The 16,130-nt window shown below is 69.1% G+C and carries 12 protein-coding genes; 6 read left to right on the plus strand and 6 right to left on the minus strand.

What is annotated here, in order from left to right; translation table 11 throughout:
• The first annotated feature begins 119 nt into the window (after nt 1–119).
• The 3 genes from OG300_RS30710 to OG300_RS30720 all read left to right on the plus strand — a co-directional run bounded on the left by OG300_RS30710 (nt 120) and on the right by OG300_RS30720 (nt 4,996).
• A complete protein-coding gene (locus tag OG300_RS30710; protein WP_405486967.1) occupies nt 120–1,286 on the plus strand; it encodes a DUF3068 domain-containing protein in 1,167 nt (388 codons plus the stop codon).
• A gap of 218 nt (nt 1,287–1,504) precedes the next feature.
• On the plus strand, nt 1,505–2,734 hold the full coding sequence (locus OG300_RS30715) for a polysaccharide biosynthesis protein (RefSeq protein ID WP_405498738.1): 1,230 nt from the start codon (nt 1,505–1,507) through the stop codon (nt 2,732–2,734).
• A 78-nt stretch (nt 2,735–2,812) separates the two neighbouring features.
• A complete protein-coding gene (locus OG300_RS30720; RefSeq protein ID WP_405498739.1) occupies nt 2,813–4,996 on the plus strand; it encodes a hypothetical protein in 2,184 nt (727 codons plus the stop codon).
• A 110-nt stretch (nt 4,997–5,106) separates the two neighbouring features.
• Here the strand turns inward: OG300_RS30720 and OG300_RS30725 are convergent, their stop codons facing one another.
• The gene (locus OG300_RS30725; RefSeq protein WP_405486969.1) at nt 5,107–6,276 is read right to left on the minus strand and encodes a glycosyltransferase family 4 protein; all 1,170 of its coding nucleotides are present in this window, start codon (nt 6,274–6,276) and stop codon (nt 5,107–5,109) included.
• A gap of 271 nt (nt 6,277–6,547) precedes the next feature.
• Here OG300_RS30725 and OG300_RS30730 point away from each other — a divergent pair, with 271 nt between their 5' ends.
• Entirely contained in the window at nt 6,548–7,381 is an 834-nt protein-coding gene (locus tag OG300_RS30730) for a methyltransferase domain-containing protein (RefSeq protein WP_405498740.1), read from the plus strand.
• Here the strand turns inward: OG300_RS30730 and OG300_RS30735 are convergent.
• Complete coding sequence (locus OG300_RS30735) at nt 7,343–7,648, minus strand: hypothetical protein (RefSeq protein WP_405486971.1); 306 nt, start codon at nt 7,646–7,648, stop codon at nt 7,343–7,345. The genes OG300_RS30730 and OG300_RS30735 overlap by 39 nt on opposite strands.
• Before the next feature lie 219 nt (nt 7,649–7,867).
• Nucleotides 7,868–8,071: a hypothetical protein gene (locus OG300_RS30740; protein ID WP_405486973.1), complete on the minus strand. Its 204-nt coding sequence runs from the start codon at nt 8,069–8,071 to the stop codon at nt 7,868–7,870.
• A gap of 321 nt (nt 8,072–8,392) precedes the next feature.
• Between OG300_RS30740 and OG300_RS30745 the strand changes: the two genes are divergently transcribed.
• Nucleotides 8,393–9,826 carry an aldehyde dehydrogenase gene (locus OG300_RS30745; protein ID WP_405486975.1) on the plus strand — a complete coding sequence of 478 codons (1,434 nt, stop codon included), beginning with the start codon at nt 8,393–8,395 and terminating at the stop codon, nt 9,824–9,826.
• A 65-nt stretch (nt 9,827–9,891) separates the two neighbouring features.
• Here the strand turns inward: OG300_RS30745 and OG300_RS30750 are convergent, their stop codons facing one another.
• The 3 genes from OG300_RS30750 to OG300_RS30760 form a co-directional block, all read right to left on the minus strand.
• The gene (locus OG300_RS30750) at nt 9,892–11,718 is read right to left on the minus strand and encodes a phosphoenolpyruvate carboxykinase (GTP) (protein WP_405486977.1); all 1,827 of its coding nucleotides are present in this window, start codon (nt 11,716–11,718) and stop codon (nt 9,892–9,894) included.
• Nucleotides 11,719–11,959: 241 nt separating this feature from the next.
• The gene (locus OG300_RS30755) at nt 11,960–13,381 is read right to left on the minus strand and encodes a hypothetical protein (RefSeq protein WP_405486979.1); all 1,422 of its coding nucleotides are present in this window, start codon (nt 13,379–13,381) and stop codon (nt 11,960–11,962) included.
• A gap of 430 nt (nt 13,382–13,811) precedes the next feature.
• Complete coding sequence (locus tag OG300_RS30760) at nt 13,812–14,480, minus strand: hypothetical protein (RefSeq protein ID WP_405486981.1); 669 nt, start codon at nt 14,478–14,480, stop codon at nt 13,812–13,814.
• A gap of 249 nt (nt 14,481–14,729) precedes the next feature.
• Between OG300_RS30760 and OG300_RS30765 the strand changes: the two genes are divergently transcribed.
• A complete protein-coding gene (locus tag OG300_RS30765) occupies nt 14,730–16,112 on the plus strand; it encodes a lipase family protein (RefSeq protein WP_405486983.1) in 1,383 nt (460 codons plus the stop codon).
• Nucleotides 16,113–16,130: the final 18 nt, after the last annotated feature.

Consider the following 16,130-nt stretch of genomic DNA (forward strand, 5'->3'; position numbering starts at 1 on the left):
GTTTTCCTGCCTCGGCATCACTCTGGAACCGTTCGGACTGTTAGTGTCGGGGCTCACGAGCGCCGTGCGTCGACCGCCGCGCTCGACGAAACACGTGTTCGACGACGAGGAGAACCTGCATGGCACTCAGTGCCGGTACCAGACGGACGGTAGCCTGCCTGCTCGTGGGGCTCGGTGCGATGCTGCTCGTCGCCGCGATCTTGATCCCCACCTATACGGTGAGCAGGCTCGCGAAAACGCCGCTCGACCTGGAGATCACCACCGTCGCGAGCAATCCGCAGAACGCCCCCAGCGAGGTGCTCGACTCCAAGTCGCTCAGCGCCCCGACCGGCGCGGCCCACGTGGACCAGAACGTTCCGCTCGTCTCGCAGCGCTTCGTCACCGTCGAAGACCCGTCGAACGCCTCGGAAATGACCATCCAGGCCGGTCAGACCCTGCGTCGCACCGACAAGCAGGGCGACACCGGCCTGCTCACCGCGACCGTCGACCGGGTCACCATCGACCGTAAGAACGGTATGCCGGTCGACTCGGTGGACGGTGGGCCCAACGGTTCCATCGCCGTCACCGTCGACAAGAAGGGCGACAGCGTGCTGGACCCGGTGCAGCACACCGGTCTGCAGTACCGCTTCCCCATCGGCACCGAGAAGAAGTCCTACCCGTACTTCGATCTCAACGCGCGCAAGACCTCCGACATCAACTATGTCGACGAGAGCGAGATCAACAGCCTGAAGGTCTACCACTTCCAGCAGACCATTCCGGCCACCGATCTCTCCACGGTCGCGAACTCGCCGACCAATAAGCTGACCTTCCCCGCCGCCAAGTGGGGCGTGGACGGCGACGGTGATGTCACCATGGCCCGCTGGTACACCAACACCCGCGATCTGTGGATCGAGCCGGAGACCGGCACGGTCATCAAGGGCCAGGAGCAGATTCACCTCTACTACGCCCGCAGCGGCGACCAGCCCGAGGTGACCGCCCTCAAGTCCACCCTCGTCTTCGACGAGCCGACCATCGAATCGCAGATCTCGGTGGCCAAGGACAACATGGACAAGATCTCGCTCTACGGCCGCACCCTCCCGATCATCCTCGGCATCGTGGGCCTCATCGCCCTGATCGCGGGCCTGGTCATCGGCTTCCTCGGCAAGTCCGGCAACGGTCCCACCCCGGTCCGCCGCGTCACCCCGACCCCGGCCGGTGGCCCCGCCCCCAGCCGACCGGACCCGTTCGCGGACGCCCCGACCCAGCAGATCGACATCAGCAAGACGGATCTGAACAAGAACCCCTGAGTTCCGAATCCTGACAGTGGCCCCGCACCCGAAGGTGCGGGGCCACTGTCGTTTCCGGACCTCCCCGCCGCGGTGGCCAGCCGATGGCGGCGGGCCCGGGTCCGAAGTCGCGAGGGGTACGCGCAACGGGACAGCCGCCGGGTGGCAGCATTGCGGAGGTGTCCGTTGTACGCCGTCTGCCCGTGGTCGCGGACCTCACGCTGGTGACAGCGGGCGCGATGACGGCGAACGTCGCCGGATACCTGCTGCAATTGCTGGCCAGCCGCTGGCTCGGGGTGGCGGGCTACAGCTCCTTCGCGAGCCTGCTGGCCGTCCAGACCCTGTGCGCGGTTCCGGCGCTCGCATTGCAGAACGTGGTCGCGCGGGAAGTGGTGCGCGGCGCGAGCACCGCGGCCGCGCGCCGGCTGGCCTACCGCTGCGCGGGACTGGTCGCGGTGGCCGCCGTGGTACTCGCACCGCTGGTGAGCGCGGTGCTGAAGGTGGGGATCGCGGGCGCGGCCGGGGCGCTGTCCGCCGCACCGGTCCTGGTGCTCCTCGCCGGTGAACAGGGAATCCTGCAGGGCCGCAGCCGATTCCGGGACCTGGCCCTGGTCCTCGCAGGCGGCATGATCGCCCGGGTGACCCCCGCGCTGCTGGTGCTCGCCGGTGGCGGCGGATCCGCGACGGCACTGTGGACAGGCGCGGCGGGTGCCACGGCGGCCGTGCTGATCGTCCGCTGGCTCGACGACACGGCGTGGGCCGGACACAGCCGGGAACCCGCGGCGGACCCGAACCGGCCGGGCGCACAGTCACATTCGGATCGGAGCTGGCCGGGGCTCGGGGTCGTCCCGGTGTTCCGAGCCGTCCAGGTGCAGGCCGCACTGATGGCGTTGTCGTCGGCGGACCTGATCGTTTCGCGAATCGTGCTGGACGAGAACGATGCCGGGCGCTACGCACTCGGCGCCATCGCCACCAAGATCGCGTTCTGGCTGCCGCAGGCGGTCGGCGTGGTGCTGTATCCGCGCATGGCGCAGCCGCAGCATTCGGCGCGCGCCATGCGCTCGGCGCTCGCGGTGCTGATGGGGATCGGCGCGATCGCCGTCGCCGGAGCCGCGATCGCCGCGCCCCTGGCCCCACTCTTCGCGGGCCACGACTACGCGCCGATCGAGGGTCTGCTGTGGCTGTTCGCTCTCGAAGGCGCACTGCTGTCGGTACTCCAGGGCGCATTGCTGTCCGCGATCGCGACCGACCGCACGGCACCCGCCGCGATCACCTGGATCGGACTGGCCGCGGGCGTCGCGGCCATGCTCACCCTCGCCCACTCGGTCCTCGCGCTGATCGTCACCGCGACGGTCACCGCAGCCGTCACCACCCTGGTCATCACCGCGCTCGCCCTGCGGACCGCCCGCACCACCGAACCCGATTCCACCGTCCCGGGATTCGAAGCCAGCGGCACCCAGCAGGGCTGATCTCGGATTCATCCACAACCTTCCACAGCCCTGCGGCGGCGTCCCCGACAGCCACGCTACGGTTTCGTGGTGCGCACGATGATCACGCAACGGCGCTGGACCGCACTGATACCCGCCGGGTACAGCCTCGCGCTGGCCCTGCTCGTCACCGGCCCCCTGCTCGGCCCCGGCTATCTCCTGCTGCGTGACGCCGTCAGCACCCCCAGGTCCTATCTGACCGATTCCGCCCTCGGCCTCGGCGACGCCGCACCCCGCGCCGTCCCCCAGGACGCCCTGATCGCCGCCCTCTCCACCGTCATCGACGGCGGCATCCTCGTCAAAACGATTCTCCTGCTGGCCATCTGGCTAGCGGGCTGGGGCGCGGCCACCCTCACCCGACACCTCCTGCACGTCGGGCTCGGCCCCCGACTGGTGGCCGCCACGGTCACCATCTGGAACCCCTACGTCGCCGAACGCCTGCTCCAGGGCCACTGGAGCCTCCTCACCGGCTACGCCGCCCTCCCCTGGACCGCCCTGCTCGCCACCCGCTTACGCGCGCGATCGGCCGAACGAGCCGCGATCACGCCAGCCCAAGGCGCAAACAGTCAGCGCGACACCGAAACTCCGCTGCACGAATCGAACTCACCGACTGCGAATACCACGGACCGAGTCGACCCTGCTGCCGCGACAGCGCCAGCCGAGGGCACCGGCAGTCGCGCGGACGTCGAAATTCCACCGGGTGTGGATGAACCGGTTGTGGATAACTCGGGCACTGTGGGTCGCGCACACCCGCCGGCCTCGGCCGATCGCCGGGGAACGCACTGGCGTGCGGTGGGAAGCTGGGCCGCACTGGCCGGATGCTTCGCGGCGGCCGGATTGACGCCGACCGGGTCATTGCTGGCCGGATGTGTGGCGGCGGTGCTGGTGGGCAGGCGGAATCTGCTTGGTGCGGCGGGACTCTGGGTGCTGTCCGCAGCGCCGTGGCTGATCGCGACTGCCCTGTCCGGAGCTGGGAGTGAGCCTTCGGACCCGGCGGGGGTGGCGGCATTCGCGGCGCGGGCGGAACCATGGCTGGGGACGCTCGGCAGTCTGGCCGGGCTGGGTGGGTTGTGGAACAGCACCGCCGTACCCGATTCGCGCACCACGTTTTTCGCCGCCATAGGCACCCTGCTCCTGCTCAGCGTCGTAGCGACCGGAGTTCGAGGCGTTCTCGGCGGCCGCGATGGCAAAGCCCACCCCCTGAGGACTTCCAGCTCCGAGAACCTCGGTGGCACAGCGGCGCAGGCCGACGGCTCCGGCAGCGGAGACGGCGCGGTCGAATCAACCGCGCGGACAGCTCTGTTCGAGCAGGTGCGGTGGACCGCGCGTCGACGGCTGCTGGGGCTGGCGGTGGTCGCGGTGGTGGTGCCCGCGCTCGGGGCGACCGGGTGGGGACTGTCGGTCGGTGAGTTCTTGATGACTCGAGTGCCCGGGTTCGGGCTGGTGCGGGATACACAGAAGTTCGTGGCGCTGGCGGTTCCGGCGTACGCGCTGTGTGCGGCGGCCGGGTGCGTTGCGGTGACGCGGTGGGTCGCGAAGCGATCGGAGAGTGCGAGCGGCTCGGCGGGGCAGGTCCGAATTGCTTGGGTGGCAGCGGTTTTCATGGTGTTGACCGTGGTGGCGCTGCCGGATCTGGCGTGGGGTGTCGGTGGGGAGATGCGGGCGGTGCGGTATCCGGCCGGATGGGAGCGAGTGGCCGAGATGGTGGATGCGCCCGGGGATGTGGCGGTGCTGCCGGGTGGGATGTTCCGGAAGTTCCGATATTCGGGGAGTGCGCCGGTGCTGGACCCGGCGCCGCGGACGCTGAAGCGAGATGTGTTGCAGACCGGGGAGCTGCCGGTGCGCGGCGGTGTGGTGTCGGGCGAGGGCGCGCGGGCGCGGGAGGTGGAACAGCTGCTGCTGCACGGGGGTTCGGCCGCGGCATTGGCACGGTCGGGGGTGGGATGGGTGCTGGTCGAGGGGCGCACGCCCGGACCGCTGGGTGAGTCGAAAACGACGCTGGCCCAGCTGGATTCCGTCTACAGCGACGGGGATCTGCAGTTGTACCGGGTGCCGGGGACGATCGTCGCCCACGACGCGACGGCCGCGAGCCGCCGCGTGTCCGGCACGGCGCATCTGGTGTGGGCCGTGCTGCTGGTCGGCGGATTCGCTACCGCCGCAGGGGTTTCCGGGTCGCGGCGGCCGCGCTCAGTCCCGGGGGAAGCCGGTGGCGAAGCCCGCCCCGATCACGAGAACACTGACTAGCGCGATGACGAGAATGATCCACATTCATCCAGGCTAGGAACGGCCCGGGTCCGGCCGAGGCGGTTCGGGGAACTGCACAGCCGCCCCGCAGAAACCGTCGCGGCCGCGAATCACGAACGGACCGGGGCGATCAGCCCGGCGATCCGCTCACCGCGCGTCACCGCCGACAGCACTTCGTACACCCCGTTGCCGGTCTGCTCCCACGAGAATTCCCGCGCCCGAGCCCGCGCCTTCTCCCCGAGTACGGTGCGCGCCTCGGGATCCCGCAGCAGTTCCCCGACGGCTGCGGTGAGCTGCTGCACGTCGTCCACCAGCTGTCCGGTGACACCGTCGACGATGGAATCGGTGAGCCCGCGCGAACTCCGGTAGCCGACCGTCGGCACCCCGTGCTGCGCGGCCTCGATGACGGCCAATCCCCAGCCCTCTTTGCGCGAGGGCAGCACATGCACCCAGGCCCGCGCCAGCAACCGGTGTTTGCGGTCCTCGTCCACGTGCCCGTGGAAGGTGACCGCGTCCGAGATGCCGAGTTCATCGGCGTGCGCGCGCAGGTTGGCGTCCCACCAGCCGCCGCCGATCACGTCCAGGCGCAGTCCGGGGAGATCGGCGCGCAGTCCCGCGACCGCGGCCATGGCGTCCTCGATCTGCTTGTGCGGCACCAGCCGCGACAGCACCACGATGCTCGGATGCGCGGTCCGGGTGCTGTCGTCCCCGGCGGCCACTCGATCCGGCACCGGCTCGGCTCCGTTGCGCACCACCGCGATTCGCGGTCCGCTCACCCCGAGCCCCGCGAGTTCCTCGGCCGACGGCAGCGACACCGTCAGATACTGATTGTCCCGATGCACGCGCGGCGACAGCCGGGATTCGATCCACCAGCCGATCCGCCCGACCAGCCGACCCGCTACCGGCCACTGCTCCCGATGCCCGTGATGCACCAGCACCACCGTCGGCGCGGCGGTGGCGGCCCGCGCGAAGAAGGGGATTCCGTTCTGGGTGTCGATCACCGCGTCGGGTCGCAGACCCCGCAGCGGCCCGAACCCGATCCGGCCCAGCGCGATGGCGGCCAGCGCCCGCGGATACACGGTGAACCGCCCGCCACCGCGACTGATCTCGATCCCGTCGACCCGCTCCCGCCTGGCGGCGCCCGGATAGGCGGCCGTCCGCAGTGTCACCCGCACGCCGCGCGCGGCCAACTGGGCGCCGACCTGCTCCAGATACCGCTCGCTGCCGCCGCCCTGCGGATGCCCGGTGTCGCGCCAGCACAGCAGCAGCACTTCACGCACGGGGAGATCTCCAGGGGTCGACTATGCGAAAGGGGGACGAACAATGGGATCCACCATATAGCGCGAGGGCCGGATCCGGACCGTCAGTGGTCATCCGACCTGCTCCGATCGGATCCGGCCGGTCATCGGGCGGGCGTGTCGGCGGCGCGGCGGCGAGCCGGGCGCGCATCGGGGGGTGCGAGGTTGCGGGCAGGCCGCCGAGCGGGGTGGAACCTGTGCGAGACTGGCCGCCGTGCTTCGAGCTGAGCGGACCGCCGCCCTCCGAAAGGGCATCGCGCGCCGGGCGAGCGAGCGTCCGCGATTCGCCCGCCGGGCCACGCTGCGCCGGTCGCTGCGACTGCTCGGCAGCTTCCGCTTCGAACAGACCAATCCGGCCGTGTTCTACGGCGGCGTCGCCGCCGACACCGCGGATCTGGTGAGCGACTTCTACCGCGACCTCACCGGCGGTTCCCTGCGCGACACCATCGTCCTGGACGTGGGCGGCGGGCCCGGCTATTTCGCCGACGAGTTCGGCCGGGCCGGGGCGCGTTACCTGCCGGTCGAACCGGATCCGTCGGAAATGCACGCGGCCGGACTGCGGGTGGCGGGCGCGGTGCGCGGATCCGGCATGGCGCTGCCGTTCCGCGACGACGCGGTCGAGATCTGCGTGTCCTCGAATGTGGCCGAGCACGTGCCACACCCGTGGGTGATGGCCGAGGAGATGCTGCGCGTCACCAAACCCGGTGGGCTGATGGTGTTTTCGTACACGGTGTGGCTGGGGCCGTTCGGCGGCCACGAGACCGGGCGCTGGCACTACCTGGGCGGAGAATTCGCGGCGCGACGGTACCGGCGCAAGCACGGCCGGGAGCCGAAGAACCGATTCGGGCGGTCACTGTTCGCGGTGAGTGCGGCCGAAGGCGTGCGCTGGGCGCACGAGACTCCGGCCGACGTCGAGATCCTGGCGGTGTTCCCGCGCTACCACCCGCACTGGGCGTGGTGGATGGTGCGGGTGCCGGTGCTGCGGGAGCTGCTGGTCAGCAACCTGGTGGTGGTGGCGACCAAGCGACCCGGAGCTACCGCGCCGGAATCAGCGTTCGAGGTGGCCGCGACGCCAGATTCGGCGTAGCCCATTGCCACCGCGATCGGGTTCGCCCCACGGTGACTCCTGGGTAGCCAACCCGACGGTCTCCATTACCGTGAGGCCGACTTGGCAAGCGAGAGCATTCACGGCAGCTACCGCTTCCGCAGCCTGTAGCGCAGCGGTGGCCTGCTCGGTGGTGAGGGTGCGGCCCGGCAGGAACGACACCACCCAGCCGCCGATGCCAACGCTTTTCGCCTGATGCGGGGTGAGATCACTGGTCATCAGCGATCTACCGACTACTTGGACCGCCATGACTCGGACTCCCCTGTGCGCGAACGGATCCCTGTACTAACGAGCTATCCACGGTAGCTATAAAGCATGCTCGCTACGGGTTCCGAATGCAATAGTGCGTTTGACGAAAAGCGAACCGACAGGTTGGAATTCGATTTTGCGGAGTGCTGGCCGTTTGCCTGAAGTATGCGGAAACGATTGCGGCACATCACTTTCGCGTCCGCACACCAGGTCGGACGATCAGTCCTCCGGAAGCATCAACCGCAGTGCGGGTCGACCGGTCCGCGCGGTCGGGTAGGTGGCCTCGGCGACCTCGACCTCCCACCCCGGCGGCAGCACCTTCCGCAACTGGCTCGCAGCCCGCTGCATCGGAGTGCTGATAGGCATCGCGTCGAGCTCCGCTAACTCCGGGAGAACGAAATCGTCGATGTCCAGATCGGTCATGCCATCGCCTACCTTTCGCATACGAACACAGCGCACACAAACACAGCAGAGGTGAAGCATCAGAGGTAACGGACGAGCGGCCGAACACCGAGAACGCGATTCGCAAGCGGTCGCGCTAATGAAGATACCCCGAGTTAATGGGTAGCAAACGACCAGATCGGCGTCGGAAAGAAATTCGAACCGACTATAAGCCACCGGCAGGCAACCGGAATCGAGAACCGTCTTTCACATGCGGCTCAATTGGCGCACAGTCCCGCTGAGTGGACACCAGTCCGGGCTTGGATCCAGACAAGGATCGACCCGAAATTGTAACGTGTTCTCATGGAGTACCAGAGTCTGTTCATCGGCGGCCAGTGGACCACACCGGCCGGCACCGACACCCTGCCCGTCGTCTCACCCGCCACCCTGGAAACCGTCGGCAGCGTCCCCGTGGTCACCAATGCCGACGTCGACGCCGCGGTCGCGGCCGCCCGGCGCGCCTTCGACAGCGGCCCCTGGCCGACCACCCCGCCCGAGGAACGCGCCGCCCTGCTGACCCGCGTCGTCGCGCTGCTCGATCAGAAGGCCGGTGACCTGACCGCCGCGCTGTCCGCCGAGATGGGCGCGCCCACCATGGCCGCCAGCACCCTGAACTACATTCCGGCGCGGGCCACCCTCGACTTCTACGCCGGACTCGGAAAGTCGTTCCCCTGGACCGAAACCCGCACCGGCGTATTCGGCACCACCCGGGTTTCCCGCGAACCCGTCGGCGTGGTCGCCGCGGTAATCGCCTGGAATGTCCCGCTGTTCCTGGCCGTGAACAAACTCGCGCCCGCATTGCTCGCCGGTTGCAGCGTCGTGTTGAAGCCCGCGCCGCTGACCCCGCTGGCCGCGAACCTGCTGGCCGACCTCTTCGCCGAGGCCGGATTGCCCGAGGGTGTGCTGTCGGTGCTGCCCGCCGGGCCGGAAGCCTCCGAATACCTGGTCTCCCACCCCGGCGTCGACAAGGTGACCTTCACCGGCAGCACCGCGGTCGGCCGCAAGATCGCCGCCATCGCGGGCAGCCAGCTCAAGCGCTGTTCGCTGGAGCTCGGCGGCAAGTCGGCCGCGATCCTGTTGCCCGACATGGACATTGCCGACATGCCGAAGCTGGCGTTCGCGGGTCTGATGAACAGCGGGCAGGCCTGCGTGGCCCAAACCCGCATCCTGGCCCCGCGCAGCCGCTACGACGAGATCCTGGAATCGCTGACCGCGTCCATCGCCGCCTTCCCGGTCGGCCTGCCCGACGATCCGGCCGCCCAACTCGGGCCGCTGATCTCACAGGCGCAGCGCGAGCGCGTCGAGGGCTACATCGGCAAGGGCAAGGACGAGGGCGCGCGCCTGCTCACCGGCGGCACCCGCCCGGAGGGGTTGCCCGGCTGGTACGTGCAGCCCACCGTCTTCGCCGATGTCACCAACACCATGACCATCGCCCGCGAGGAAATCTTCGGACCCGTCCTGTCGGTGCTGCCCTACGACACCGAGGAGGAGGCCGTCGCCATCGCCAACGACAGCGACTACGGCCTCGCGGGCTCGGTCTGGACCACCGACATCGAGCACGGCGCGGCCGTCGCCTCGAAGGTCCGCACCGGCACCTACGCCATCAACTGGTATGCCTTCGACCCGTGCGCCCCGTTCGGCGGCTACAAGACCTCCGGCATCGGCCGCGAGAACGGCCCCGAGGGCCTGGACGCCTACTGCGAGCAGAAGTCCCTGCTGATGCCCTTCGGTTCCTGATCTGAGATACGAAAAAGGCCCTGCCACACCGGAATCGGTATGGCAGGGCCTTTTCGGCAGGTCTTTTAACCCAGACGCTCCTTGAGCGCTTCGAACTCGTCGCGCAGGCCCGAGGGCAGCTTGTCGCCGATGAAGTCGAACCACTCCTCGATGGAGGGGATCTCGCGCTTCCACTCCTCGACGTTGACCGCGAGGGCCTCGTCGACGTCTGCGGCGTTCACGTTCAGGCCCTCGAGGTCGAGGTTGGCCGCGTGCGGAACATTGCCGATCGGGGTGGCCACGGCGTCCGCGGTGCCCTCGATGCGGTTGACGACCCACTCCAGCACGCGGGAGTTCTCACCGAATCCGGGCCACAGGAAGCGGCCGTCGTCGCCACGACGGAACCAGTTGACGTAGAAGATCTTCGGGAGCTTCTGGGCATCGGCGTTCTTGCCCAGGGTGATCCAGTGGTTGATGTAGTCGCCCACGTGGTAGCCCATGAACGGCAGCATGGCCATCGGGTCGCGGCGCACGGTGCCGACCTTGCCCTCGGCGGCGGCGGTCTGCTCGGAGCCGACGGTGGCGCCCATGAACACGCCGTGCTGCCAGTCGAAGGACTCGGTCACCAGCGGGATGGTGGTCTTGCGGCGACCGCCGAACAGGATGGCCGAGATCGGCACGCCCTGCGGGTCGTCCCATTCCGGAGCCAGGGTGGGGCACTGCGACATCGGGGTGCAGTAGCGCGAGTTCGGGTGCGCGGCCAGGGTTTCCGACTCACGCTCGAACCAGTCGTTGCCCTTCCAGTCGATCAGGTGATCGGGGTGGCCCTCCAGGCCCTCCCACCACACGTCGCCGTCGTCGGTCAGCGCGACGTTGGTGTAGACGGTGTTGCCCGCGTCGATGGTGGCCATCGCGTTGGGGTTGGAGGAGTGGTTGGTGCCGGGCGCGACGCCGAAGAAGCCGAACTCCGGGTTGACGGCATATAGTCGCCCGTCCGCACCGAAGCGCATCCACGCGATGTCGTCGCCGAGGGTTTCGGCGCGCCAGCCCGGGATGGTCGGCTGGATCATGGCGAGGTTGGTCTTACCGCAGGCCGACGGGAACGCCGCGGCGATGTAGTACGACTTGTTCTCCGGCGAGATGAGCTTGAGGATCAGCATGTGCTCGGCCAGCCAGCCCTCGTCGTGCGCCATCGCGGAGGCGATGCGCAGCGAGTAGCACTTCTTGCCCAGCAGCGCGTTGCCGCCGTAACCCGAACCGTAGGACCAGATCTCGCGGTCCTCGGGGAAGTGGGTGATGTACTTGGTGTCGTTGCACGGCCACGGCACGTCGGCCTGGCCCTCGGCCAGCGGGGCGCCCAGCGAGTGCAGCGCCTTCACGAACGGGCGGTCGGTGCCGAGCTTCTCGAGCGCGTCCTTGCCGGCGCGGGTCATCACGCGCATGGAGACCACGACGTACTCGGAGTCGGTGAGTTCGACGCCCAGCTTGGGGTCCTCGGCGCCGAGCGGGCCCATGCAGAACGGCACCACGTACATGGTGCGGCCCTTCATCGAGCCGCGGTACAGCTCGGTCATGGTGGCGCGCATCTCGGCGGGGTCGACCCAGTTGTTGGTCGGACCGGCGTCGGCCTCGGTCTTGGAACAGATGTAGGTGCGGGATTCGACGCGGGCGACGTCGGACGGGTCGGAGAGCGCCAGGTAGGAGTTGGGCTTCTTCGACTCGTTCAGCTTCTTGAAGGTGCCGGCGGCGACCAGCTGCTCGGAGAGGCGAGCCGCTTCCTCCTCGGAACCGTCCGACCAGACCACGCGGTCGGGCTGGGTGAGTTCTGCGACCTCCTGTACCCAGGCAAGCAGTTCCTTGTGCTCGGTGGGCGCGGTGCCATCGTGAAGACCAGGAATGGTCGCTGAGGTCATGAAAACTCTCCTGAGACGGGCGGGCACGGTAACCATGAGCCCGAGTGCGGCTCGCGACACCGAGTGCCACCAATTGCGGCGAGGCTTCCGTGACGAGGCTGCGACGGACCGTCCCGGGTTGGACGGGCGTACAACTGCGACGCGGATGCCCTAGTTCCTGCCATAGAGGTTAACGCCATATATCGGGGTGTACGGAATCGGGTTGTCCACTCGGTATCGGGTCGAAACCTCCGACCAGCCGCTATCTGAATTCGAGTGCGGCCAGGTCACGTTCGCATGCCGCCTGCAGAGCGGGGCGGCGCTGGGCCGCCTGGCGTAATCGCGCCTCCAGTTCACCGACCCGCAGATCGGTGCCGACCAGGCGTGCGGTGGCGCTGCCGAGCACCTCGTCGGTGAGCCGTTCCTCGGCCTCGACGAGGGCCGTGGCGACCCGCTGTTCCAGCTGCGCCTTGGCGTCGACCAGCGTGTCGGCGACCCATTGCTGCAGGTGAACGCCCTCGGCGAGGTGACGCCGGGCGCGCACCACCCAGCCCGCGGCGGCGGCACCGAGCAGCAGACTGACCGGCATGATCGCGTAGTCGAAGGCCTGCAGCAGGGCCAGCGGCGTCACCAGCAGACGGCCCAGTCCGAACCCCGCCGAGGCCCCCAGCGCGACCACCAGATGGTCCTCCGCGCCGCGGCAGCGCGGGCCCGGCACGGCCATCGCCCGTGCTGCGCGTTCCGGCGGTGTCGGAAAAGATATATGCCATTCCGCCGCGACGGATTCCTCGACTTGACGGCACAATTCGGCCATCCGGGAACGAATCGTGCGATCCATCTCGAGTGTGAGTTTTTCCACAGCGGCGTGCGCGTGGCGCGGAAATTCGGCGTGTGCGCCCCGCGCCAGCCGTTCTATATCGGCCCGAAGACCGGTGTGCGCGGCCCGAATCCGCGCTCCTACCTCGTGCAACAGCTCAACCCGCGCCAATTGCACCCGATTGCGCACCACGGCCATCGCCGTCCCGCGCCCGCCGTCCCCCACCGCCAACAGCCGCGCCCGCTCCTCCCGCAGCGCCGCCACATCCCCACCCCCGAGCAGCCTCCCCAACTCGCCCTCGATCCGCCGCCGGGTATCGGCCAGCACCCGCTCCCGCACGATCGCCCCCTGATCCCCCACCGCCCCCGCCCCCACCGCCGCCACCAGCCGCGCATGCAACAACCCCACCCCCGACCGATCCAGCAGCGCCCCATCCCCTTCCGCGCGCCCCACCGCCGCCAACCGCCCCGACACCGGCACGATCTCCACCCCGCCCCCGCCCTCCCCCTCCAGCAGTTCCGAATCCGCCCGCCACACCTCCCGCCACTCCCGATGCGCCTGAATCCCGTCCAACGCGAACACGATCCGAGTCCCCGCCGCCCGTAACCCCCGCACCACCCCCAACCCCTCCGCCCCGATGACCGCCCCCGCGTCCAACACCACCAGCGCCACCGCGGCGGGCCCCCGCACCTCACCCGCCTCCGACCCCATCGTCATCTCCACCCGCGGCCGCATCCGAGCTAATTCGACCCGCAAAACCGCCGCCCCCGATTCATCCCCAGCCATCAACAGCACCGACGGCTCCCCCTCCCCCACGGCTCCCACCACCGCCCGCAACAGCGCCAGCCCATGCGGATTCCACCGCATCACAACATTTTCCGCCGCCGCGGACACCCCACTCGCAGTGGTTCGCACCCCCTTCGATTCAGCATCGGGTGGAGGTGCTGTGCCAGGAGAATCCGACCGGTCCGCTGGTACCGCCTGCGCCACAGCCTCTTCCGGGTCCGGGGGCTCTGCCGATTCTCCGCGTTCCGGAGGCCCGACCGGCGGCAGGTTCAGACCCGGCAGCACATCGTCCGCACTCGACCGCACCTCGACCGGCGTGCTCACGACTTCGGCCCGCGAGCGCTCGATCGGCGGCAGATCCAGGGTCAGCCCGTCATCCACAGGCAATCCCGCCACAACCGCTCGCAGTGCGGACGTGGGAGGCTGCGCCGGGGGGACGACGGAGTCGGTGGGGCGGGGTTCGGGCATCAACATCGCTGATTCGTTCCCGATGTGGGGTTCGGCTGGGTGCTCAACGATGGCGAAGTCGGGCGGCGGTCGCTTCGTACCGATGCTGGAGTTCCCGGTGGAGGGGCTCTATTCCGCTGGCGCAGTGCAGGATCTGCAACAGGGCGGGCGGAGTGAGGGTGGGGTCGTGGTGCAGGGCGGTCAGCGCGCAGGAGATGCCGTGCAGGTCCCAGCGGTCGAGCAGGGCGCGGCGGTGCTCGGCGTCGGGTCCGGCGGGGTCGGCGAAGAGGTCGTGGGAGAGCAGACGACGCGGGTCCGGGTGGGCGAGCAGTCGGCGCAGCGTGCGCAGGTCGGGATCGGTGAGGGCGCCGGTACGGGTGTGGACGGCGAGATCGGCGATGAAAGGGAGGGTGAGCAGGCCGAGTTCGGTGGTGAGGGTATCGGCGGCGGTGGCGGCGTCGGACCAGCGCGGCGCGAGGGTGTCGGCTTTGTTCAGGATTACAAGGGTGGATTCGGGTGGGAGGGTGGCGAGCAGGCGGCGGTCGGCGGGGTCCGCGCGGGCGGGGAGGATATAGAGGACAAGGTCGGCGTCCAGGGTGGGATCGGTTTGCCGGGGCTGATCGACCGGTCGGGTTTCTTCGGCGGAGATGAGCGACAAGGCATTTCGCACGGTGGTTTTACCCGACCGGGCGCGGCCCGTGACCTGGATGCGCGGTGGTCGCCCTGCCGACACCAGGGCAGAATAATCGCAAGGTCGCAGCGGCCGTGGACGATTCACCTCACCGTGCCGGGAATGCCGTGGTGAACAGGAAGTATCCCAAAACGGACTCGAGACCTTCTGTGCGCCAGCACAATTCGCTGCAACTACTCTTCACAGATACCCGGAATTCCCATACGCTGGCCTTTCAGTCGGCGCCAAGGCCGATGCGCGGCTGCGGCGATCTCCGTCGGTCCGAAGCCGGACTCGACCAGGAGGTGGGCGATGACCGTCAATGCCGACGTCATCCGAAATTCCGATACCGCGCATCCGCTACCGCCGGTGGCGATCACGGCCGACGCGCTCCCCGACACCGGTCGCGAACGCCCGCTGCCGCCCAGCCAGGATCCGTTCTTCCATCCCCCGCGCGGTTTCGCCCGCCAGGCACCGGGCACCATCCTGCGCACCCGTTCGGTGGAGATCGCGCTGTTCGGCGTGATCCCGCAGCGGGTCACGGCCTGGCAGTTGCTGTATCGCAGTCAGGATCTGCACGGCGTCCCCGAGGTGGCGATCACCACGGTGCTGCTGCCCGAGGGCGCGGAGCCGGATGCCGAACGCCCGCTGCTCGCCTTCCAGACCGCCATGGACGCGGTGACCGATCGCTGCGCGCCGTCGTACGCGCTGCGCCGCGGTTCGCTCTCGCCCGGTTCGATCACCCAGCTGGAGTGGCTGCTGGTCGCGGGCGCGCTGCGGCGCGGCTGGGCGGTGAGCATCGCGGATCACGAAGGGCCGCAGGGCGGTTTCGGTGTCGCCCGCGAGCCCGGCTACCGCGGCCTCGACGGCGTCCGGGCCGCACTGCGTTTCGCGCCGCTGGCGCTGCACGCGGGCACCCGGGTCGCGGTGTGGGGCTACTCCGGTGGCGGCATGGCCGCGTCCTGGCTGATCGAGATGGCCCCCGAGTACGCGCCGGAGCTGAATATCGTCGGCGCGGCCCTCGGTGCGCCGGTGGGTGATCCGCGGCATGTGTTCCTAAGTTTGAACGGCGGCGCGTTCGCGGGCTTCCCGGCCATCGTGATCGCGGCACTGCAGCAGGTGTATCCGGTGCTCGCGGAGGTGATGGCCCGCGATCTCACCGCCGACGGCCTGCGGGTGCTCGAGCGCGCTCGGAGCCTGGGCCCGCTCGCGGTGCTGCCGATGCTGATGGGCCGCGATATGGACGACTACCTGAAGCGTCCGCTGGCGGAGATCCTGCCGGACCTCGAGCCCATGTTCGACGAGATCCGGCTGGGCAATCGCGCCCCGGCCTGTCCGGTGCTGGTGGTGCAGCCGGTGCACGATCAGGTGATCGATGTGGCGGGTGTGGATGGTCAGGTGGCGCGGTACCGGGAGCGCGGCGCCGCGGTCTGGTATCTGCGTGATCGGCTCAGTGAGCATTTCTCGCTGCTGCCGCTGGCGACCCCGCTGAGTCTGGATTGGCTCGCCGATCGATTGGCCGGAAGAACTCTTACCGAACCCACAACCAAGACTGTCTGGTCGGTTGCGCTGCCGCCGACGCAGTGGCGCGGCCTGGTGGAAATGGCAACTACCGCAATGCGTGTCACGTTCGGACTGCCATTGCGGCCGGTCACCGTGCGGCCGTCCGACGAGGTGTCGGGCCTGGCAGCCTGAGTGCGACGCGGCGGCGCA

Source organism: Nocardia sp. NBC_00511, assembly GCF_045161165.1.
GTDB lineage: Bacteria > Actinomycetota > Actinomycetes > Mycobacteriales > Mycobacteriaceae > Nocardia.